The organism is Paraburkholderia sp. 35.1 (assembly GCF_050436525.1).
Lineage (GTDB): Bacteria > Pseudomonadota > Gammaproteobacteria > Burkholderiales > Burkholderiaceae > Paraburkholderia > Paraburkholderia tuberum.
On record NZ_JBNDMJ010000003.1, the window covers coordinates 1,891,717 to 1,913,453 of the forward strand.

General features: G+C 63.1%; 20 protein-coding genes and 1 pseudogene. 6 read left to right on the forward strand and 15 right to left on the reverse strand.

The window, feature by feature from the left end; translation table 11 throughout:
• Positions 1-31 precede the first annotated feature (31 nt).
• From OKW27_RS28890 to OKW27_RS28930, 9 genes are all read right to left on the reverse strand, one after another.
• On the reverse strand, positions 32-1,192 hold the full coding sequence (locus OKW27_RS28890; protein ID WP_429335512.1) for an ABC transporter substrate-binding protein: 1,161 nt from the start codon (positions 1,190-1,192) through the stop codon (positions 32-34).
• A 419-nt stretch (positions 1,193-1,611) separates the two neighbouring features.
• Positions 1,612-2,778: an ABC transporter substrate-binding protein gene (locus OKW27_RS28895; RefSeq protein WP_429335513.1), complete on the reverse strand. Its 1,167-nt coding sequence runs from the start codon at positions 2,776-2,778 to the stop codon at positions 1,612-1,614.
• Positions 2,779-3,337: 559 nt separating this feature from the next.
• Positions 3,338-4,309, reverse strand: coding sequence for a branched-chain amino acid ABC transporter permease (locus OKW27_RS28900; protein ID WP_167368667.1), 972 nt, complete (start codon positions 4,307-4,309; stop codon positions 3,338-3,340).
• On the reverse strand, positions 4,309-5,193 hold the full coding sequence (locus tag OKW27_RS28905) for a branched-chain amino acid ABC transporter permease (RefSeq protein WP_429335514.1): 885 nt from the start codon (positions 5,191-5,193) through the stop codon (positions 4,309-4,311). Before OKW27_RS28905 ends, OKW27_RS28900 begins: the two co-directional genes overlap by 1 nt.
• A gap of 190 nt (positions 5,194-5,383) precedes the next feature.
• Positions 5,384-6,598, reverse strand: a complete 1,215-nt coding sequence (locus OKW27_RS28910) for an ABC transporter substrate-binding protein (RefSeq protein WP_429335515.1) — start codon at positions 6,596-6,598, stop codon at positions 5,384-5,386.
• Positions 6,599-6,660: 62 nt separating this feature from the next.
• The gene (locus OKW27_RS28915) at positions 6,661-7,419 is read right to left on the reverse strand and encodes an ABC transporter ATP-binding protein (protein WP_429335516.1); all 759 of its coding nucleotides are present in this window, start codon (positions 7,417-7,419) and stop codon (positions 6,661-6,663) included.
• Positions 7,416-8,195, reverse strand: coding sequence for an ABC transporter ATP-binding protein (locus OKW27_RS28920; RefSeq protein ID WP_429335517.1), 780 nt, complete (start codon positions 8,193-8,195; stop codon positions 7,416-7,418). The genes OKW27_RS28915 and OKW27_RS28920 overlap by 4 nt, the downstream gene beginning before the upstream one ends.
• Positions 8,196-8,488: 293 nt before the next feature.
• Positions 8,489-10,204, reverse strand: a complete 1,716-nt coding sequence (locus tag OKW27_RS28925) for a GMC family oxidoreductase (RefSeq protein ID WP_429335518.1) — start codon at positions 10,202-10,204, stop codon at positions 8,489-8,491.
• Positions 10,205-10,343: 139 nt separating this feature from the next.
• Entirely contained in the window at positions 10,344-11,897 is a 1,554-nt protein-coding gene (locus OKW27_RS28930; protein WP_429335519.1) for a CoA-acylating methylmalonate-semialdehyde dehydrogenase, read from the reverse strand.
• A 145-nt stretch (positions 11,898-12,042) separates the two neighbouring features.
• On the opposite strand from OKW27_RS28930, the gene OKW27_RS28935 reads away from it, so the two are divergent.
• Both OKW27_RS28935 and OKW27_RS28940 read left to right on the forward strand, forming a co-directional pair.
• Positions 12,043-12,942: a LysR family transcriptional regulator gene (locus OKW27_RS28935; RefSeq protein ID WP_429335520.1), complete on the forward strand. Its 900-nt coding sequence runs from the start codon at positions 12,043-12,045 to the stop codon at positions 12,940-12,942.
• Between the two features lie 236 nt (positions 12,943-13,178).
• Positions 13,179-13,715: a class IV adenylate cyclase gene (locus OKW27_RS28940; RefSeq protein ID WP_429335521.1), complete on the forward strand. Its 537-nt coding sequence runs from the start codon at positions 13,179-13,181 to the stop codon at positions 13,713-13,715.
• An 87-nt stretch (positions 13,716-13,802) separates the two neighbouring features.
• Here the strand turns inward: OKW27_RS28940 and OKW27_RS28945 are convergent, their stop codons facing one another.
• On the reverse strand, positions 13,803-14,294 hold the full coding sequence (locus OKW27_RS28945; protein WP_090805519.1) for an Lrp/AsnC family transcriptional regulator: 492 nt from the start codon (positions 14,292-14,294) through the stop codon (positions 13,803-13,805).
• 250 nt (positions 14,295-14,544) lie between these two features.
• Here OKW27_RS28945 and OKW27_RS28950 point away from each other — a divergent pair.
• Both OKW27_RS28950 and OKW27_RS28955 read left to right on the forward strand, forming a co-directional pair.
• A pseudogene (locus OKW27_RS28950) lies at positions 14,545-14,898 on the forward strand (phenylalanine 4-monooxygenase); the annotation flags it as partial.
• Positions 14,899-15,014: 116 nt separating this feature from the next.
• Entirely contained in the window at positions 15,015-15,305 is a 291-nt protein-coding gene (locus OKW27_RS28955; RefSeq protein ID WP_184051905.1) for a 4a-hydroxytetrahydrobiopterin dehydratase, read from the forward strand.
• Positions 15,306-15,409: 104 nt separating this feature from the next.
• On the opposite strand, the gene OKW27_RS28960 is transcribed toward OKW27_RS28955, so the two are convergent.
• Positions 15,410-15,634 (reverse strand): DUF3717 domain-containing protein, encoded by a 225-nt coding sequence (locus OKW27_RS28960; RefSeq protein ID WP_090802357.1) that lies wholly within the window; start codon positions 15,632-15,634, stop codon positions 15,410-15,412.
• 149 nt (positions 15,635-15,783) lie between these two features.
• Here OKW27_RS28960 and OKW27_RS28965 point away from each other — a divergent pair, with 149 nt between their 5' ends.
• Positions 15,784-16,479, forward strand: a complete 696-nt coding sequence (locus OKW27_RS28965; RefSeq protein ID WP_429335522.1) for a response regulator transcription factor — start codon at positions 15,784-15,786, stop codon at positions 16,477-16,479.
• 158 nt (positions 16,480-16,637) lie between these two features.
• On the forward strand, positions 16,638-18,152 hold the full coding sequence (locus OKW27_RS28970; protein ID WP_429335523.1) for a sensor histidine kinase: 1,515 nt from the start codon (positions 16,638-16,640) through the stop codon (positions 18,150-18,152).
• Positions 18,153-18,235: 83 nt separating this feature from the next.
• Here the strand turns inward: OKW27_RS28970 and OKW27_RS28975 are convergent, their stop codons facing one another.
• The 4 genes from OKW27_RS28975 to OKW27_RS28990 form a co-directional block, all read right to left on the reverse strand.
• Positions 18,236-18,769, reverse strand: coding sequence for an SET domain-containing protein (locus OKW27_RS28975; RefSeq protein ID WP_018418882.1), 534 nt, complete (start codon positions 18,767-18,769; stop codon positions 18,236-18,238).
• A gap of 213 nt (positions 18,770-18,982) precedes the next feature.
• Entirely contained in the window at positions 18,983-20,095 is a 1,113-nt protein-coding gene (locus tag OKW27_RS28980) for an NADH:flavin oxidoreductase/NADH oxidase (RefSeq protein ID WP_429335524.1), read from the reverse strand.
• 109 nt (positions 20,096-20,204) lie between these two features.
• The gene (locus OKW27_RS28985; protein ID WP_429335525.1) at positions 20,205-20,918 is read right to left on the reverse strand and encodes a glutamine amidotransferase; all 714 of its coding nucleotides are present in this window, start codon (positions 20,916-20,918) and stop codon (positions 20,205-20,207) included.
• Between the two features lie 142 nt (positions 20,919-21,060).
• The gene (locus OKW27_RS28990; RefSeq protein WP_090802348.1) at positions 21,061-21,699 is read right to left on the reverse strand and encodes a MarR family winged helix-turn-helix transcriptional regulator; all 639 of its coding nucleotides are present in this window, start codon (positions 21,697-21,699) and stop codon (positions 21,061-21,063) included.
• Positions 21,700-21,737: the final 38 nt, after the last annotated feature.

Genomic DNA, 21,737 nt, shown 5'->3' on the forward strand with positions numbered 1-21,737 from the left:
CGCGTACCGCTACTTGTTTTTGTAAATAGTCTTAGTTGTTCTGCAACTTCCACTTGCCGTCGACGATCTGCACGATCACGCGTGCGCGCTGGTCGAGGCCGTTGTGGTCGTTCGCGGTGGTGTTCATGATGCCGTGCGACACTGGCAGCTCCTTGATGTTTTCGAGCGCGTTGCGCAGCGCCACGCGGAACTCCGGCGTGCCCGGCTGGGCGGTTTTCAGCGCGACCGGAATCGCAGCCTGCAACATCTGGCCGGCATCCCATGCGTGGCCGCCGAAGGTCGCGACCGAACCCGCGCCATAAGCCTTCTCATAGGCGTTCTTATAGGCTTCCGCCGACTTCTTCACCGGGTTCGAATCCGGCAATTGATCGACGACGAGAATCGGACCGGCCGGCAGCAGTTCGCCGTCGCAATCCTTGCCGCACACACGCAGGAAGTCGTTGTTCGCGACCCCGTGAGTCTGATAGATCTTGCCCTTGTAGCCACGCTCCTTCAGCGTCTTGGCCGGCAGCGCCGACGGCGTGCCCGAGCCCGCGATCAGCACCGCGTCGGGATTCGCGCCCATCGTCTTCAGCACCTGGCCCGTCACCGATGCATCGGTGCGGTTGAAGCGCTCGTTCGACACGATCTTCAGGTTGTGCGCTTTCGCGGCGGCGTCGAACGTCGTGTTCCAGCTGTCGCCGTATGCGTCCGAGAATCCGATGAAGCCGACCGTCTTCACGCCGTGATGCTGCATGTAATCGGCGATCGCTTCGGCCATCAGGCTGTCGTTCTGAGGCGGTTTGAATGCCCATGCGCGCTTCGCATCCATCGGCTGAATGATCGCGGCCGATGCCGCGAGCGAGATCACCGGCGTCTTGCCCTCAGCGGCCGGATCGAGCATTGCGAGCGAATTCGGCGTGACGGTCGAGCCGATGATCGCGTCGACGTGGTCTTCGTCGATCAGCTTGCGCGTGTTCTGCACGGCCTTGCTGGTGTCCGACCCGTCGTCGAGGATGATGTACTGCACGCTCTTGCCGCCGATCTCCTTCGGCAGCAACGCGATCGTGTTCTTTTCAGGAATCCCGAGCGACGCGGCCGGCCCCGTCGTCGACAACGTGACGCCGATCTTCACCTGCGCGAATGCAGCCCCCGCGCCGCACATCAGCGCCATCGCGATGCCGGTGCGTACCCAATGCCTTGTCTTTTTCATTGCGAGTCTCCAAACGCTTTGAAATGCGCCTATCTGTAAACCGGCTTGCTGGGCCGGGTGTTTGAATCTAGTGAGCGGGTTCAGGTGTGCCAAGCATGGTTTTCCCTGCTCGGCGCGCATACCTTCCCCCGCTGCGTCGGGTACCGCTCCTCTCGCGTCGCGCGAGTACGCATTCGCGTCATACGCCGCGTTTCTGTGCCGCGGCTTTATTCCAACCAGGCATTTCATAAACCACTAATATGTTAGTAGTTTGCGTTCTGCATTATCGACGGTCAAGAGAGCGTGCGCCAAATGCGGGTTTGTCCTGAAGCAGCGAAGCCACACTTTTGCGCGATGCGGACACCTGGCCCGGGCAATAAAAAAGACGCGTCAACTGCACGCGTCTTTTTCGATGAGGTCCCGTGGCGCAGAGCCTTCGCTCAGTCGCCGGCGAGCTTCCACTTGCCGTCGACGATCTGCACCATCACGCGCGCCCGCTGATCGAGGCCGGCATGGTCGTTCCCGCTCATGTTGAAGATGCCGTGCGACGCGGGCAGATCTTTCGTGCCTTCGAGCGCGGCACGCAGCGCCTCGCGGAATGCCGGCGTGCCTGGCGGCCCCTTCTTCAACGCGAGCGGGATCGCATGCTGCAGCAGCAGACCCGCGTCCCAAGCGTGACCGCCGAACGTCGACACCGACCCCGCGCCATATGCCGTTTCATACGCATGCTTGTACGCGAGCGCGCTTTTCTTCACCGGATTCGCCTCGGGCAGTTGCTCGGCGACCAGCAGTGGGCCAGCGGGCAGCCACGTGCCCTCGCAATCCTTGCCGCACACGCGCAGAAAGTCGTTGTTCGCGACGCCGTGCGTCTGATAGTACTTGCCCTTGTAGCCGCGCTCCTTCAGCGTTTTCTGCGGCAGCGCGGCCGGCGTGCCCGCACCGGCGATCAGCACCGCGTCCGGGTTCTGCGACATCATCTTCAGCACCTGGCCCGTGACCGATGCATCGTTGCGCGCGAAGCGCTCGTTCGCGACGATCTTGATCTTCGCGAGGTCAGCGGCTTTGCTGAATTCCTTGAACCAGCTCTCGCCGTACGCGTCGGAAAAGCCGATGAACGCGACCGTCTTCACGCCGTGATTGGCCATGTGCTGCGCAATCGCCGTGGCCATCAGAATGTCGTTTTGCGGCGTTTTGAAGACCCATCCACGCTTCGCGTCCATCGGCTCGACGATGCCCGCGGCCGCGGCCAGAGAGATCATCGGCGTCGAGGTTTCGGCAGCGACGTCGATCATGGCGAGCGAGTTCGGCACGACGGTCGAGCCGATCAGTGCATCGACGTGATCTTCGCTAGTGAGCTTGCGGGCGTTCTTGACCGCCTGGGTGGAATCGGTTGCGTCGTCGAGGACGATGTAGTCGATCTTCTGGCCCGCCACTTCTTCCGGCAGTAGCGCGATCGTGTTCTTTTCCGGAATGCCGAGCGATGCGGCCGGTCCTGTTGCCGACACGGTGACGCCGATTTTCACGTCCGCGAACGCATGGCCGCTCCAGGCAGCCGAGACCCCTGTGGCGACCAATGCCGCGCTGATCCAACGCAATGCCGACTTCATCCTGCTCCTCTATTAACCCCGTTATTCAATTGCAATTAAATCCGCGGATTTAATTGCCAACCCAGTGGTCGGTGAATAAGCGAGTGTAGCGGACGCAAGCGCCGTGCTGCAAGCGTTTCGCAGGCTTGTGATGTTTACCCCAGCGGCTAACGGAGAGTAAAAAATGGCGCGTGAAATAGCCGGGAGATCGCGTCAAAAAATTCGCTAAACACAAATAAAAAAGCGCTGTTGGATATCAATCCAACAGCGCTTTCTTCTGGGCACTGAGTGCCTCACTTGTCTCCTCGTTCTCCACCTGCAAATTCGTGGTGCATCAGAACTGCATGAAGATTAAACGACCACCCCCAACAGTCACAACTAGCAATTACCCTAGTGGTGCACTGCGGCACCGGATTGGGGCGCGGAGGGCGCATTTCGTCACACGGTTTGCCACAGGTTCGCCCGAGCCCTTGATCCAGCGGACCTTCTGCATGAGCCGCAATTAGATCGGAGGTCGAAGCAATTTCGTATCGCACTGCATCAAGCGAGCGACCACGCGGGCGGGATCCAACAGCCAATCTCAAGCCCGCAACGGTCGCACTCGCGCGACGATCTCACCGACGATGCCGCGCCGGAACGCCAGCACACACGCGATGAAAATCAGCCCGGTGACGATCGTCACCGATTCGCCGAGCGAGCGGAACCAGTCGATGCCGGTCATCGACGCGAGTGCCGCGCCGATATCGCCGAGCCTGTCTTCGAGCGACACGATCAACGCGGCGCCGAGCAACGGCCCGAACAGCGTGCCCATGCCGCCCACCAGCGTCATCAGGATCACGAGCCCGGACATCGTCCAATAGGCATCGCTCAGCGTTTCAAAGCCTTGCACCAGCACCTTCAGCGAACCCGCGAGACCCGCAATGCCGGCCGACAGGATGAATGCGAGCAGCTTGAAACGGTCGGTGTCGTAGCCGAGCGACACCGCGCGCGGCTCGTTTTCCTTGATCGCGACGAGCACCTGCCCGAACGGCGAATGCACGATCCGCACGATCAGCAGGAAAGCCGCGACGATCACCGCGAGCACGACGAAATATAGCGCGAGGTCCGAAGAGAGATCGAGCACGCCGAACAGCTTGCCCCGCGGCACGCCTTGCAGACCGTCTTCCCCGTGCGTGAACGGCGCCTGCAGGAACACGAAGTAGACCATCTGCGCGAGCGCGAGCGTCACCATCGCGAAGTAGATACCCTGACGGCGAATCGCGAAGAAGCCGACGACGAGCCCAAGCAGCGTTGCCGCCGCGGTGCCGCTCAGCACGCCGAGCTCCGGCGAAAAGCCGAGCGTCTGCATCGCATAGCCAGTGACGTAACCGGCCGACGCGAGAAACATCGCATGACCAAAGGACAGCAAGCCCGTATAGCCGATCAGCAGATTGAAGGCGGCCGCGAACAGCGCGAAGCACAGCACCTTCATCACGAAGAGCGGATAGATGCCGAGCACCGGCACCGCGAGCAGCACGATCAGCAGCAGACCGTAGAGCACCTTTCTCTGCATCATTTTTCCCTGCCGAAAAGACCCGCCGGACGCACGAGCAACACGAGCGCCATGATCACGAAGACGACGGTCGCCGACGCCTCGGGGTAGAACACGCGCGTGAGTCCTTCGACTACGCCGAGCATCAGGCCGGTCAGAATCGAGCCCATGATCGAGCCCATGCCGCCGATCACGACCACCGCGAACACGGTGATGATCATCGACTGGCCCATCAGGGGCGAGACCTGAATCACCGGCGCGGCGAGCACGCCGGCAAACGCCGCGAGCGCGACGCCGAAGCCGTAGGTCAGCGTGATCATCAGCGGCACGTTGACGCCGAACGCCTCGACGAGCTTCGGGTTTTCGGTGCCCGCGCGCAGATACGCGCCAAGCCGCGTCTTCTCGATCACGAACCAGGTCGCAAAGCACACGACCAGCGACGCGACCACCACCCATGCGCGATAGTTCGGCAGATACATGAAGCCGAGATTGGTCGCGCCCGACAGCGCCGACGGCACATCGTACGGCTGGCCCGACGAGCCGTAGATCGAATGGAATACGCCTTCGATCACGAGTGTGAGGCCAAACGTCAGCAACAGGCCATACAGATGATCGAACTTGTAAAGCCAGCGCAGCATCGAGCGCTCGATCGCGATGCCGACCAGTCCGACGATCAGCGGCGCGAGCACGAGCATCACCCAGTACGGCAGATTGAAATACGACAGCCCCATCCACGCGAGCATCGCCCCGAGCATGAACAGCGCGCCATGCGCGAAGTTGATCACGTTGAGCAGGCCGAAAATAATCGCCAGCCCGAGGCTCAGAATCGCGTAGAACGAGCCGTTCACGAGCCCGAGCAGAAGCTGGCTCAGCATCGCCGGTAGCGGAACGCCAAAGATGTCCATTGAAGCCCTTAGCCCTTCAAGCCATCGTCAAGGTGAGATCGGTGACGCACGATCCGGCCGGCACGCGACGAGCGGCGACGCTGCCCATCGGCGTACGGCATCTGAAACGGTCATCCGCCAGCGCGTGCCCCTGCAGCGCCGGCGGTTCTCTCAGGTCTGCGCGGTCCTCGACCGCTTACTGCGCCCGCGCTTACTTCCACAGCGCGCAGCGGGTCTGCGCCTTGGTCGTGAAGGCCTGGTCGCCCGGAATCGTCGCAGTGATCTTGTAGTAATCCCAGGGCTCCTTCGATTCGGCCGGCGTCTTCACCTGCATCAGGTACATGTCGTGGATCATGCTGCCGTCCTGACGGATGTAGCCCTTCGCGTAGAAGTCGTCGATCTTCGTCTTGTGCAACTGCGCCATCACCTTGTCCGGATCGGTCGAGCCCACCGCCTGCACCGCCTTCAGATAGTTCATCGTCGCCGAGTAGTCGGCAGCCTGCAGGCTCGACGGCATCTTCTTCATCTTGTCGAAGTAGCGCTGCGACCACTTACGCGTGTCGGCGTCCTTGTTCCAGTACCAGCTGTCGGTCAACACGAGACCTTGCGTCGTTTCGAGACCGAGGCTGTGCACGTCGTTGATGAACATCAGCAGCGCGGCGAGCTTCATCGTCTTGGTGATGCCGAATTCCTTCGCGGCCTTGATCGCGTTGATCGTGTCGCCGCCCGCGTTCGCGAGGCCGAGGATCTGTGCCTTCGACGCCTGCGCCTGCAGCAGGAACGACGAGAAGTCCGACGCCGACAGCGGATGACGCACCTCGCCGAGCACCTGGCCGCCGTTCGCCTTCACGACCTCCGCGGTCGCTTTTTCGAGCGCCTTGCCGAATGCGTAGTCTGCCGTCAGGAAGTACCACGTCTTGCCGCCCTGCTTCGTCACCGCCGAGCCCGTGCCGTTCGCGAGCGCGGTCGTGTCGTATGCGTAGTGGATCGTGTACGGCGTGCATTGCTCGTTGGTCAACGTATCGGCGCCGGCGCCAACGTTGATATAGACCTTGTGCTTCTCGCCCGCGACGGTGTTAGTCGACAGCGCGGTCGCCGAGTTCGTGCCGCCGATCACCATGTCCACGCCGTCGCGGTCGAACCACTCACGAGCGCGCGATGCCGCGATGTCCGCCTTGTTCTGGTGATCCGCGTACAGCACCGTGATCGGCTTGCCGTTCACCTTGCCGCCGAAGTCGGCGACCGCCATCCGGATCGCTTCAAGACCGCCCTGCCCGTCGATATCCGCGTACAGCCCCGACATGTCCGTGATGAAGCCGATCTTCACAGCATCGTCGGCCGCTTGCGCGCTGCCCAGCGTCAGTGCGGTGCCGGCGGCGACTGCGAAACAGAGTGAGGCAATTCGCGCGAGTGGGTTCTTTTTCATGCATGTCTCCTGGTTCTTCGCTTGTGGTTATCAGAGGCAGTCGGGCGCGCGTGTGTCCGTGTCTATACGCCCAGTAAATCGTGCAGCACCGGCATCTTGCCTTCAAGTTCGCTAGCCCCGAAATGCTCGACGATCATGCCGTGCTCCATCACATAGAAACGATCCGCGAGCGGCGCGGCGAAGCGGAAGTTCTGCTCAACCATCACGATCGTGTAGCCGCGCGCCTTCAGCGTAACGATCATGCGCGCGAGCGCCTGCACGATCACGGGCGCGAGCCCTTCCGAGATTTCGTCGAGCAGCAGCAGATTCGCGCCGGTGCGCAGAATCCGCGCGACGGCGAGCATCTGTTGTTCGCCGCCCGAGAGCCGCGTGCCCTGACTCATGCGCCGCTCGTGCAGATTCGGGAACATCGCGTAGATTTCCTCGAGCGGCATCATGCGCGCCTTGTCGCCGACGGGCGGCGGCAGCAGCAGATTTTCCTCACACGACAGGCTCGAAAAAATGCCGCGCTCTTCCGGGCAATAGCCGATGCCGCAATGCGCGATGCGATGCGTGGGCAAGCCGACCGTTTCGCGTCCGTCGATACGGATCGAGCCGGTACGGCGACCCGTGAGGCCCATGATCGCGCGTAGCGTCGTGGTGCGGCCCGCGCCATTGCGTCCGAGCAGCGTCACGACCTCGCCGCGGCCGACCGACAGATGGACGCCGTGCAGAATGTGGGATTCCCCGTACCAGGCTTGCAGTCCCGCGATTTCCAGCGCGGGTGCGCCGCTTTTCGTTTCGTTCGCTTCGAGGCCTTCGCGCTCGACCGTCGTATTCATGCGTGGGCTCCGGCGAGCGCCGCGTCGGCGCTGCCCATGTAGGCTTGCATCACGAGCGGATTCTTCGACACTTCCGCGTAGCTGCCCTCGGCGAGCACTTCACCCCGTTGCAGCACGGTGATCGTGTCGGAGATTCCGGCGATCACGTTCATATTGTGTTCGACCATCAGGATCGTGCGTCCGGCCGACACTTTCTTGATCAGCGCGGTCACGCGATCGACGTCCTCATGACCCATGCCTTGCGTGGGCTCGTCGAGAAGCATCAGTTCCGGCTCCATCGCGAGCGTGGTCGCGATTTCGAGCGCGCGCTTGCGGCCGTAGGCGAGCTCGACCGTCAACACATCGGCGAAATCGGTCAGGCCGACCTGGGTCAGCAGATCCATCGCGCGATCGTTCAGACGGCGCAACGTACGCTCGCTCTTCCAGAAGTGAAACGCGGTGCCGAGCGAGCGCTGCAACCCGATGCGCACGTTCTGCAATGCCGTCAGATGCGGAAATACCGCGGAAATCTGGAACGAACGGATGATGCCGCGCCGCGCGATCTGAGCTGGCCGTTCGCTGGTGATATCGACACCGTTGAAAACGATCTGGCCCGCGGTGGGTTCGAGAAATTTGGTAAGGAGATTGAAGCAGGTGGTCTTGCCCGCTCCATTGGGGCCGATCAGCGCATGGATCGAGCCACGGCGCACGCGCAGGTTCACGCCGTTCACGGCGACAAAGCCTTTGAACTCGCGGGTGAGGCCGCGCGTTTCGAGAATCGTATCGCCGAGAATCATGTTCCCTTCCATACGGAGTAAGGCGAAGCACTACGATCTTTCCGCGCGAAGCTCTGCGCGACTTGTTATTTTTGCGGCACCCCTTGCCGCTCGTTGGCGTGCTGCACCAATCCGGACGGTGAGCCATGGCGCGGCACGCAGCATGGCTGCCATTGTCGCGCCAATGATGCAGCGCAATCATTGGGATTTGCACTTAGGGAACGAGGCCCGCGCCGTGCGCATGTGACGCGCGGTTCACACGCACGCTTCACGTCCGCGGCGGAAAACGGGACCGGTGCGCTCACCGAGTCATGTCACACAGCTGACATCGACGCGTCAACACCGGTATGCGCGGCCATGCTGCCGCTCACGCGCGCGCGACGATCCTCGCGGATCATGTCGCTGGCGCGCTCGGCGATCATCAGCGTCGGCGAATTGGTGTTACCTGACGTGATGTTGGGCATCACCGACGCATCGACGACACGCAAGCCCTCGACTCCGATAACTCGTAGCCGATTGTCGACGACCGCGGCGGGATCGTCGGTCGTGCCCATGCGGCAGGTGCCGACCGGATGGAAGATCGTCGTGCCGACCGCGCCCGCGGCCTGCTGCAATTCTTCTTCACTTTGATACTGGAGGCCCGGCAGGATCTCCCGCGGCTGATAGCGCGCGAGCGCGGGCGCCGCGACGATGCGACGCGTCAGACGTAGCGCGTTCGCGGCGACGTGGCGGTCGTAGTCGGTCGACAGATAGTTCGGCGCGATCAACGGTGGCGCGCAAGCATCGGCCGACGCAATATGAATGCTGCCGCGCGACGTGGGGCGCAGCTGACACACCGAAGCCGTGAACGCATTGAAGCGATGCAGCGGTTCCCCGAAGCGATCAAGCGACAAAGGCTGCACGTGATACTCGAGATCGGGTCGCGACAGCGAGCGATCGTCGGCGTCGGACTTCGCGAACGCGCCGAGTTGCGACGGCGACATCGACATGGGTCCACTCTGAAACAACGCGTACTGCATGCCGATCATCAGCTTGCCCCACCAGTGCGCGGACATCGTATTCAGCGTGCGCACGCCCTGCACCTGATACGCCATGCGCAGTTGCAGATGGTCCTGCAGATTTTCACCGACACCGCGCAGATCCTGAACGACCTCGATGCCGAGATTCTGCAAACGCGCGCCATTGCCGACACCGGACAATTCGAGCAGTTGCGGCGAGTTGACCGCGCCGGCGGAAAGGATCACTTCGCAACGCGCTTTGGCGAGATAGTCGACCTCGCCGCCACGATATTCGACTCCGGTGCAGCGGCGGCCATCGAACACGACACGCTGCGTGTGGGCACCGGTGATGACAGTGAGGTTCTCCCGCTTCAACGCGGGCCGCAAAAATGCCTTCGACGCATTCCAGCGAATGCCACGCTTCTGGTTGACGTCGAAGTAGCCGACACCGGTGTTATCGCCGCGATTGAAATCGTCGGTGGCGGGGATGCCGGTTTGCTGCGCGGCTTGCGCGAACTCTTCGAGAATCTTCCATTTGAGGCGCTGCTTCTCGACGCGCCACGGTCCGCCCGCGCCGTGCGCTTCGTTGGCGCCGCCGTGGTGATCCTCGCTGCGCCTGAAGACCGGCAGCACCGCGTTCCAGGACCACGTCCTGTCGTTCGTCACACGCGCCCACTCGTCGTAGTCTTCCCGCTGACCGCGCATGTAGATCATGCCGTTGATCGACGAACTGCCGCCGAGCACACGCCCGCGCGGATACGACAGCGTGCGGCCGTTCAGACCCGGCTCGGCCTGGGTCTTGTACAGCCAGTCCGTGCGCGGATTGCCGATGCAATACAGGTAGCCGACCGGCACGTGAATCCAGTGATAGTCGTCCTTCCCCCCGGCTTCGAGCAGCAGCACGTGGATGTCGGGATCTTCGGTGAGCCGGTTCGCCAGCACGCAGCCGGCGGTACCCGCGCCGACGATGACGTAGTCGAACTCGCCTTCGAGTCGCCGTGCGGCGCGAGGCGTACTGTCGGTATGAATCATCGTTCAGCCTCCTAAGCATTTTTGCGGCGCACGCGTGGCTGCTCGATCGCTTCCACGCGTGCGCCGCGAAGCGCTTTTATTGCGCTTTTATTGTTTTCCTGGCGCGCTTGCCGACTTGATGCCGCGCAAAGCCGCCAGCTTACTTGGCGACCGGCATCGTGAATTCGGCGCCCTTCGCGATGCTGTCAGGCCAGCGCTGCATGATGCTCTTGTAGCGCGTGTAAAACCGCACGCCTTCCTCGCCGTACGCATGATGATCGCCGAACAGCGACTTCTTCCAGCCGCCGAACGAATGCCAGGCCATCGGCACGGGAATCGGCACGTTGATGCCGACCATGCCGATCTCGATCTGCCGGGAAAACGCGCGTGCAATGCCGCCGTCGGACGTGAACAGCGACACGCCGTTCGCAAACTGATTCGCGTTGATCAGTTCGACTGCGGAGGCGAAGTCGGGCACGCGCACGACGCATAGCACCGGTCCGAAAATCTCCTCGCGGTAGATCTTCATGTCGGGTAACACGTCGTCGAACAGCGTGCCGCCGAGGAAGAAACCCTTCTCGTGCCCCGCGACCTGATGACCGCGCCCATCGACGACGAGCTTCGCGCCCGCGGCGACGCCAGCGTCGATATAGCCGAGCACCTTGTCGCGATGCGCGCCGGTGACGAGCGGCCCCATCTCGGCCGCCGCTTCCATGCCGTTGAGGATCTTCAGGCTCTTCACGCGCGGCGTCAGACGCTCGATCAGCTCATCGGCGATATGCCCCACCGCGACCGCCACCGAAATCGCCATGCAGCGCTCGCCGGCCGAGCCGTAGGCGGCGCCGATCAGGGCGTCGACGGCCTGGTCGAGATCGGCGTCGGGCATTACGACGAGGTGATTCTTGGCACCGCCCAACGCCTGCACGCGCTTGCCGCGCTTCGTGCCTTCGGTGTAGATGTATTCGGCGATCGGCGTGGAGCCGACGAACGACAGCGCGCTGACTTCCGGATGCACGAGCAGCGCGTCGACCGCGACCTTGTCGCCGTGCACGACGTTGAACACGCCGTCCGGCAGGCCGGCTTCCTTCAGCAGTTCGGCGAGCCGGTTCGACGCGGACGGATCGCGTTCGGACGGTTTCAGCACGAAAGTGTTGCCGCACGCGAGCGCGACGGGGAACATCCAGCACGGCACCATCATCGGGAAATTGAACGGCGTGATGCCCGCGACCACGCCGAGCGGCTGCCGCAGATTCCAGTTGTCGATGCCGCCGCCAATCTGATCGGTGAAATCGGTCTTCAGCAGATTCGGGATGCCGCACGCGAATTCGACGATCTCGATGCCGCGCATCACCTCGCCCTTGGCGTCGGAAAACACCTTGCCGTGCTCGCGTGTGATCAGCTCCGCGAGCTCATCGTGATGACGGTCGAGCAGTTCCTTGAACTTGAACAGCACCCGCGCGCGTTTGATCGGCGCGGTTTCGCTCCAGGCGGGAAACGCGGCTTTGGCGGCAGCGACCGCGGCGTCCACCTCGGCGACGCTCGCGAGCGGCACGCGCGCGCTGACGCTGCCGAGCGCCGGATTGAAGACGTCGCCGAAGCGCCCGCTCGTGCCTTCGACGGTCTTGCCGTTGATGAAATGGCTCAGCGCGCGTGCACTCGCCGCGCTGCGTGCGGCTTCGTCCTGCGCGGTTGCGTCGGAATATGTCTCGCTCATCTCGTTCCTCTTTCCTGTGAAATCTTCCGCTTCGCGCGCGATGCCGCGCGCACAAGCGTGCTGAACACCAAGCGTACGGCCCTTACGAGCGACAAATCCAATAAGTAATGCTCATCTGCGCTATAAGCCGCGCTAATATCAGCATATGGATCTCACTCTCCTTAGGGCCTTCGTCACCGTCGCACGCGAGGGCAACCTTACGCGTGCCGCGGTGCAACTGCATCTGACCCAACCTGCCGTCAGCCTGCAAATCAAGCACTTGCAGGAGACGCTCGGGGTGACGCTGTTCACGCGGACTTCGCACGGGCTCGCGCTGACCCGCGACGGCCAGGCGCTGCTGCCGCATGCCGAACGCGCGCTCGGCGCGGCAGCCGACGTCCAGCGGGCGGCGCAGACGCTGCGCCAGGAAGTACGCGGGCGTCTGCGCATCGGCACCATTCTCGACCCGGAGTTTTTGCGCCTCGGCGGTTTCCTGAAGCAGCTCGTCGAGACCTGGCCGCAGATCGAAACCGCGCTGCGCCACGGCATGTCGGGCTGGGTGCGCGAACAGATTCGCGCGGGCGAGCTCGACGTCGGCTATTACATTGGCCTGCCCGCCGACGACGAGACGCACGACGGCGCCACGTTTCACGCGGTCACGCTCACGCATTTCCAGTATCGCGTGCTCGCGCCGGCGGGCTGGAAAGATCGCGTGAAGGGTGCGCGAGACTGGCGCTCGCTCGCGGCGCTGCCGTGGATCTGGACGCCGCCGGCGTCCGCGCACAACCGGCTGCTGTCGCGCTGTTTCCGCGAAGCCGGTGTGAAGCCGGTCAAGGTGGCCGAGGTGGACCAGGAGCCGTCGATGCTCGATCTGGTCAAATCGGGCGTCGGTCTCACGCTTGCGCGCGACGCAACCGCGATCGCGGAGGCGCATGCGCACGCGCTGACGATCGTCGATGGCATAACGGTGCCGACGCAGCTGAGCTTCATCACGCTCGACGAGCGCAAGGACGAGCCAGCGATCGCGGCGGCGTTGAAGCTGATCGAACAGCAGTGGGCGATTTGAGCGGGGACGGTCTGACGCGTTGCGATATGAGCCTCGCTAATGCCCGCCCTCTTCCACTTGTCCGCCGAGCTGAAACCGCTCCGTCACGAAGTTTTTGCTAGATTAGCGGTTTGCGCTCGCGTAGCGCCCTCGCAGCTTTCCGTTCCGCCTGGCTTCGTCCTTCCCGGCGGCCTCCGCCTGGCAACACCAGCAACTCCGGAGCCGCCGGTCACTTCCCCCATCCACAGGAGCCTGACATGGCACGCAACATCGAAATCAAAGCCCGCGCCCGGCATTTCGACCAACTGCGCGAGCGCGCCGCACAGCTCGCGACGGACGCGCCGCTGATCTTCCGCCAGCAGGACTTTTTCTACGACGTGCCGCGCGGCCGCCTGAAGCTGCGCCAGTTCGACGACGGCACGCCGGCCGAGCTGATCTTCTATCAGCGCGACGACCGCGACGGCCCGAAGGCGTCGTACTACACGCGCAGTCCGGTGACGAATCCCGAAGCGATGCATGCGCTGCTCGCGACCGCGCTGACCACGCGCGGCATCGTCTCGAAAGAGCGGCACGTATATCTGAGCGGGCGCACGCGGATTCATCTGGATCGCGTCGACGGTCTCGGCGATTTCGTCGAACTCGAAGTGGTGCTCGCGCAGGACGACGACGAAGAAGGCGGCCACGCGGAAGCACAAGCGATGTTCAAGAGCCTTGGCGTATCGGAAGCGGATCTGGTGCCGGTCGCGTATGTCGATCTGCTGAATGCCGACGACGAGCCGCAGCGGGCGGCATAGAGATCCCGTCACCGCAGGGGCCGCGGCAAGGCATGCGCGGCTCCCCTCTTCCTGTCAGTCGGCACTGCCGGCAACGGCTTCGAACCCTCAAACCGCCGCCGCCCCCGGCGCCAGATGCCCGAGCGGCAACGGCCCATTGCGCTTGAACGTGGTCAGCACGATATTCGAGCGCACGCTATCGACACCCGGCACGCGCATCAGCTTCTTCATCACGAAGGTCGACAGGTAATTCAGATCCGGCGCGACGATGCGCAGCAGATAGTCGGCATCGCCGACGACCGCGTGACATTCGAGCACTTCGGGCAGCAAGTCGATCTGCTGCTGAAACTGCTCGATGATCGAATCGCCGTGATGCTTCAGCTTCAGGCTCGTGAAAGCGGTGACGCCGAGCCCAAGCTTTTCGGGCCGCAGCACGACGCGATAGCCATCCACCACACCGACCTGTTCCAACCGTTGCAGGCGTCGCCCGATCTGCGACGGCGACAGCGGCACCTGCTCCGCCAACTGCTGATGCGTGGCGCGGCCGAAGCGCTGCAGCACGTCGAGCAGTGCGAGATCGAAGTGGTCGAGTTCAAGCATGATAATATCCCGCACTAATCTGCCATTTAACATACGATTATCGCATAACCATCCGCTTTTACGCGAAGCTTTCGCCCTTTCCGCACGTGCTCCGCTCTACACTCGCATACACCAATTTCAGGCAATTCGTCTTACTGCAGCCTAGCCATGTCCACCGCCAGCACCGCCAAACTCAAGGAACAGTTCGACGCCGGTCTCGAGACCCGCGCCGACTTCACGATCGATCAGCCCGCTTGAGCGCTACGGCCCGCTGCCGCTGCTCGCGCGGCTCTATTGGTACACAGTGGAGTTCGGGCTGATCCGCGATGACCCGGGTCCGAACGGCGTGAAGACGCTGCATAGCCAGCAAAGCGCAGCGCCGAACCGGCTCGGCTTCGCGTTGGAACGCGTGATGCGCACCCGTTATCGCATCGATACGTTAAAACAAACCTATTTCGTCATCGATGACTTCGCGCAACTTTTCCACGTCGCGCAAACAGACTTCACACCGCTGCTGACGAAGCTCGCCAACGCACCTGCCTACGCGGCGGGCGACCTGTTCGACGGCGACTGCGTGATTACGCGCGGAATCCGCGAGGGTTGGAACACCGGCGGCGACGTTTGAACGAAAAGCCATCGCAAACCGATCCGGCCCAGCGTGCGGCGAGCGTTGCGCAACCATGAAAAAATGACGGATTCGTCCGCCTGCCGGCGAGCGTGTTCCACGAGCGAGGTAACACCATGATTCAGAAACTGACTTCCGACGAGCGAACCCGGCAACTGGCGAAACTGAATCGCTGGCAAAGCGTGGCTGAGCGTGATGCGATTCGCCGCGCGTTCGAGTTCGCCGACTTCAACGAGGCCTTCGGCTTCATGACGCGCGTCGCGATCAAGGCGCAGGAGATGGACCACCATCCCGAGTGGTTCAACGTGTACAACAAGGTCGACATCACGCTGTCCACCCATGAAGCGAACGGCGTGACCGAACGCGACATCGCGCTTGCCGCATTCATCGACGGGATTACTATGTAATACCAATAATTACGGGCCTTTATGCGTGTTTATGCCTAACTCGCCGCGTAATCAGGTGACCATGAAAGGACAATGCAGGCAATTCCCTAGGCAAACCTTCAGTTCTACAGGCTATTCTTAAGTTGAACGTAAGCTTCCCAGGCCTGCCTTGCAATCGGGTCGAAACGATCGAGTGATAGCGACTGCTGACGCTGTACAATCAGCAGCGCATACGGCTTGGAGAGCGCGCTTGCCTCCTTGCACAGAACGTGTTCGTCGCCGCTTGAAGGTGAGCGGGTGCGCCAGAAGTTGATCGCGGCTTCCAGTTCGTGAATGCTGATCTCGGACATGACTTCGTGATGGCTGGCACGGTGCTTCGATTCGGCTCGACAGCTGCTTCGTGGCGCGTCTGCCGCCGCTTCGCACGCTGGCTGTGTAGCAGGCGCCCCGGCGAACCGCTTGCCCAAACGCCTAAACCCATTGTACTTGAGCGAAATCCATGCGACTCCTTCTGATCGAAGATGACCGCCCCATCGCGCGCGGCATCCAAAGCAGTCTCGAACAAGCCGGCTTCACCGTCGACATGGTCCATGACGGCATCTTTGCCGAGCAGGCCCTCACGCAAAATCGCCACGAACTCGTGATCCTCGATCTGGGTCTGCCGGGCATCGACGGCATGACGCTGCTGTCGCGTTTCCGCCAGAGCAACCGTCACACGCCGGTGATCATCCTGACCGCGCGCGACGAACTGAACGACCGCGTGCAAGGCCTGAACTCGGGCGCGGACGACTACATGCTGAAGCCGTTCGAGCCGGCCGAGCTCGAAGCGCGTATTCGCGCGGTGATGCGCCGCAGCGGTCCGCACGGTGACATGCCGCGTCCGGAAGTGTCGCTGGGCGGCGTGCGGCTGTCGGGCGTCGATCGCCGCATCTTCAACGACGACAAACCGCTCGAACTGTCGCCGCGCGAATTCGCGGTGCTCGAAATGCTGCTGCTGCGTCATGGCCGCGTCGTCAGCAAGGCGCAACTACAGGATCATCTGACACACTTCGGCGGCGACCTCGGCGATACCGCGATCGAAGTCTACGTGCACCGCGTGCGCAAGAAGCTCGAGAACTGCCGTGTCGAAATCGTCACCGTGCGTGGCTTTGGCTACCTGTTGCAGGAAATTCGCCAGGCCGCACAATCGTCGTGAAGGCCGCGCATTGCGTCGCGGCCTGACGGCCCCGGAGCGGCGCCGCGCATCGGCTGTGCCCGCGGCGCCTTGTGCCGGGCCCCGGGCCGTCTCGAGGCGCCTCGCGCCATTACTACCGCAGTTGCCACCGCAGTCACAACTTTCCCGCGCGTTCGATCATGCACCAGCCGGCCGCCAATAGTCTGCGCCGCACGCTGCTGCGGCGCCTCGCTGCTCCCCTGTCGCTGCTCGCGCTGATGAGCGGCCTGATCGCTTACTGGCTCGCATGGCAGTACACGCAGCACGTGGTCGACCGTTCGCTCGCGGACCTCGCGACCGCGATCTCCAAACAGATCCAGATTGCCGGACCGGAAGCGCCGATCACGGTGCCGCCGCTCGCGCAGGCGATGTTCTCCGACCCGGTCGAACATCTGGTCTACCGGATCAGCACCGGCGACACCGAAATCGCCGGCGATCACAATCTGCCGCTGCAAGGCACCAACGTGCGCCGCATGCATTACGCGTACGTGTTCGAGACGCAGCACGAAGGCGTGACCGTGCGGGTCGCTCAGGTGCGCGTCGATCAGCCGAGCGGTAATCCGATCGTCGTCGAAGTCGGCCAGCCCGTGCATCACCGCTTCCGCATCGCCGCCGAGTTCCTCGTCGCGATCATGATGCCGTTATTGCTGCTGCTGCTAGCCGGCTGGGTGATCGTGTGGCGCGTCGTCAATCAGCAGCTCAATCCGCTGACGGCGCTCGCCGATTCGCTGAACCGGCAAACGCACACGTCGCTCGAGCCGGTCGACGAAACCTATGTGCCGGTCGAGATCCGTCCGCTGACGGGCGCGCTGAACGCGTTGCTCGATCGTCTGAAAGCCGCCCTCGATGCGCAACGTAAATTCATCGCCGATGCCGCGCATCAGCTGCGCACGCCGCTCACCGCCGTGAAGCTGCATGCGGAGCAGGCGGTCGTCGCACGCGATCCGCAGCAGACGCTCGCTGCCGTGCACGAACTGCGCGCCGCGGCCGATCGCGCCGTGCGGCTGTCGAATCAATTGCTGTCGCTCGCGCGCGCCGAGCCGGGCGAACAGGCGGCCCGCTTCGTCAATGTCGACATGGCCGCGCTCGCGTTCGACACCGGCGCCGAATGGGTGCCGCGCGCGCTACCGGTACACGTGGACCTCGGCTTCCAGCGCCTCGACGATCCGTCCAACGATGACCCGCTGATGGCGCGCGGCAACCCTGTGCTGCTCCATGAAGTGATCGCGAATCTGCTCGATAACGCGCTGAAGTATGTGCCGCCTTCGCGGGCCGACGGCGGGCGTATCACGGTCACAGTTTCGCAGACGCTGATCGACGATCTGCGCATGGCCGAGATCGTCGTCGAAGACAACGGGCCGGGCGTGCCGCGTTCGCAGCAGTCGGATCTGTTCAAGCGATTCTTCCGCGGCGACGGGCAGACCGAGGCGGGCGTCGACAGCGGCGCGGGTCTGGGCCTCGCGATCGTCCACGACATCATGGTGCTGCATCATGGCAGCGTGCATTACGAGGACGCACCGGAGGGCGGCGCACGCTTTATCGTGAGGATTCCGTTGCTGCCGCCCGGTGCGTCCGCAGACGCTGGCACCGCCAACGATGCCAACGCACGGCGCGCCACGAAAAAACCGGCGCACTCGGCGCCGGTCGATTTGTAGAAGGTTTGCCCGGCTGCCGCGGCGGCGTTCGCCTCAGCGCTTCGATCAGCGCAGACAGCTACCGCCGCGCACCGACCCGCGGCTCATTTCTTCTTCGATTTCTTCGCCGATTTGCTCGACTTTTCCCCCTTGTCGGCGCCTTTACCCGACTTGCCGCCGCCCTTGCCCTTCTGCGGCGGCGCCAGCATCGTGCCGCGGCACTTGCGCGCGCCGCAGCGGCATTCATATTCCTTTTTCAGCTTTTTCGTCTGACGCGCGTCGATCACGAGGCCGTAGTCGTAAAAGACTTCCTCGCCCTCCGCGATATCGCGCAGCGCATGCACGTACACGTGTCCGTCGATTTCCTCGGCTTCGCAGTTCGGCGCGCATGAATGATTGATCCAGCGCGCGCTATTGCCGTTCACCTTGCCGTCGATGACCTTGCCGTTATCCAGCGCGAAATAAAACGTGTGATTCGGTTCAGCCGGATTATGCGGATGGCGGCGCAACGCTTCTTTCCAGGTAATCCGCTCGCCCTTGTATTCGATCAGTCGCTCGCCGGCCGCGATCGGTTCGAGAGCAAACACGCCTTTGCCGTGCACACCCGAACGGCGCACGGCGATCCTGCGTGAATTCATTGAATGAATCCTTGTGAAGAACTGGGGAATCAAATCTGGCAATCGTCAGGCACGTCGTGCGCGCGGCTTTTTTCTGACGCGAATAGCAAACGCGGCGCCCTGAAAGCGCCGCGTCGACTTGCGACGCGCACCGCGCCACAACCGGCATCCTACACGTTGTCCACGGCTTCCTTCAACCGTCAGCCGATGCGTTCGTTCAAGGTGCGACGGGCGTCACCGTTGACCAAACGAAATGTCGCCGAACAGCGCTTTCTGCTCACGCGGTTGTGAACGCCAGTACTGCGGCGGCGCTTCGACGGTCGCACCGAGGTTAGCGGCGGCGTGCCACGGCCAGCGCGGGTTATAGAGCAGCGCGCGAGCCAGCGCGATCAGATCGGCATCGCCCGTTTCGATCAGCTGCTCGGCGTGCAGCGGATCAGTGATGAGTCCGACGCCGATCGTCGTCAGACCGGTTGCGTGCTTGACCGCCTTCGCGAACGGAATCTGATAGCCCGGCTCGAGCGGAATTCGCTGCAGCGGCGAGACACCGCCCGACGACACGTCGATCCAGTCGCAGCCGCGCTTTTCCAGCTCGTGTGCAAACGCGATCGTGTCTTCGAGCGTCCAGCCGCCTTCGACCCAGTCCGTCGCCGACACGCGCACGCCGACCGGTTTGTCGGCAGGAAATGCGGCACGCACGATGTCGAAGATTTCGAGCGGAAAACGCATGCGGTTTTCGACCGAGTCGCCGTAGTCGTCGGTGCGCTGATTGGCGATCGGCGACAGGAACTGATGCAGCAGATAGCCATGGGCGGCATGCACTTCGAGCGCATCGATGCCAAGACGCGCGGCACGCCGCGCGGACGCGGCGAACGCCTCGCGAATCCGGTTCAGGCCGACGACATCGAGCGCGAGCGGCGGCTCCTCGCCCGGCTTGTGCGGCAGCGCCGACGGCGCATGCGGCAGCCACCCGCCTTGCGACACCGAAATCAGCTGGCCGCCTTCCCACGGCACGTGGCTCGATGCCTTGCGGCCCGCGTGCGCCAGTTGCATCGTCACGTTGACGTGCGAATGCTTGCGGATCGCGGCCAGCACCGGCACGAGCGCCTCTTCGGTCGCGTCGTCCCACAAGCCGAGATCGCCGGGGGTGATGCGCCCGTCCGGCTCGACGGCGGTTGCTTCGATGCACAGCATGCCCGCGCCGGACAGCGCGAGACCGCCGAGGTGAATCATGTGCCAGGCGGTCGCTTCGCCGCGTTCGGCGGAGTACTGGCACATTGGGGAAACGACGATCCGATTGGGAAGCGTCACGCTACGCAGCGTGAGCGGAGAGAAAAGCGCGCTCATGGATTACGCCCAGTGAAAGCCCGAGAGCGATCGAGGATAGCACCGCACGCGGTTTACTGCATGAACGTGGCACCTGGCTGGCCGCTTACGTCGCCATTCGGCTAGCCATTCAGGCTTGCGTCTCGACGTGATCGAGCCATTCGCCGAACATGCGGCACGCGGCGGCTTCGAGCACGGGACCGTATCGGCCAGTGTCGGCGCGCAACCGACGTGCGTCGATGCCGTGGCCCGAAAGTTCGTTCGCATTCCCTATCAGCCAAGGTTCGAACCGATCGGTGCGGATCTCGGGATGACACTGCAAGCCCAGTACGTGATCGCCCCATGCGAAGGCCTGATTCTCGCAAGCCGGGGTCGATGCCAGACGGGTGGCGTTGGCCGGAAGATCGAAGGTGTCGCCGTGCCAATGCAGCATCGAGGTATGAGCGCCATCGAGATGACGCAGCGGCGAGGCGCGGCCCGCATCGGTCAGCTTGAGCGGCGTCCAGCCGAGTTCGGCCTGAGCCGCGGGGTAGACGCGCGCACCGAGCGCCCGCGCGATCAGTTGTGCGCCAAGGCAGATACCGAGTGTCGGCAAACCGGCCGCGATGCGTTTTTCGATCAACGACAGCAGCGGCGCGAGCGTGGGGTACAGCGCGTCGTCGGTAGCGCTGATGGGGCCGCCCAGCACGACCATCAGCGACGCGGCAACCGGATTGGGCGCCTCGATACGGGCAACGCCCACATCGAGATAACGGACCGGACGCCCGCGCTCGCCGAGCACGAGCTCGAGACTGCCCAGATCCTCGAAGTGCACATGGCGGATGGCGAGTACTTCCCGATTCATCGGCCTGCCCTATCTTCAGGTTGACTAACGACCTGCCGCCAACGACTTTATCCGTGCACGGCACCAGCCGGCAAGCAGGCGGCGCATACCGCCCGCCGTCGCCGGCCAGGCCATGTTAGCGGATTGCCCAGGAAGACGCCCGTTATTGGGCGAAGATCTTCCAGGTCTTCTTCTGGGTGGCGACGTCCGCCGTTTCATGCACGGAGCAGTCGAGACGCACATCGGTGTCCAACATGTTCAGGTCGAGCAGCGCGCAGTGATGCGGCGTCTTCTTCGGATTCTTGCTCGGCTGGAAATGCGTGCAGCTCAGGCACATACGATGCGACGGAATCGTGTTTTGCGCTTCGAGCTGATAGATGGTCTTGAGCAGCGTGCGATAGAACACGGACTGCTCGTCGTCGCGCAGCGTACCGACCGCCTTCGAGAGGAAGTCCGGCCATTGCGCGGCGCGTTTGGCAGCGGTGCGGCCACGCGAGGTCAGACGTACCGCGAGCGCGCGACCGTCGTCGAGTGCGCGACGCTTTTCGACGAGGCCCTTGGTCTCGAGCGTGCTGACCGCATCGCTGGTGGTCGCGGCAGTCAGCGCCGTTTCACGCGCGATTTCGCCGAGACGCATCGGCCCCTTACGTTGCATCAACAGCACGAGGATCTCGCCCTGGGTCGGCGTAAGGCCCGCGCCTTCCGCCCATTCCCAAGCCTGGCTTCGCATCGCCGTGCTCAATCGCAAGAGGCTGTGGGTCACTCGCCCGGCTGCCTGTTCTCCGTATACGCCTTCGCTCATAATCTTCGATTCGTTTATTTACCGCTTTGGTGCAATGC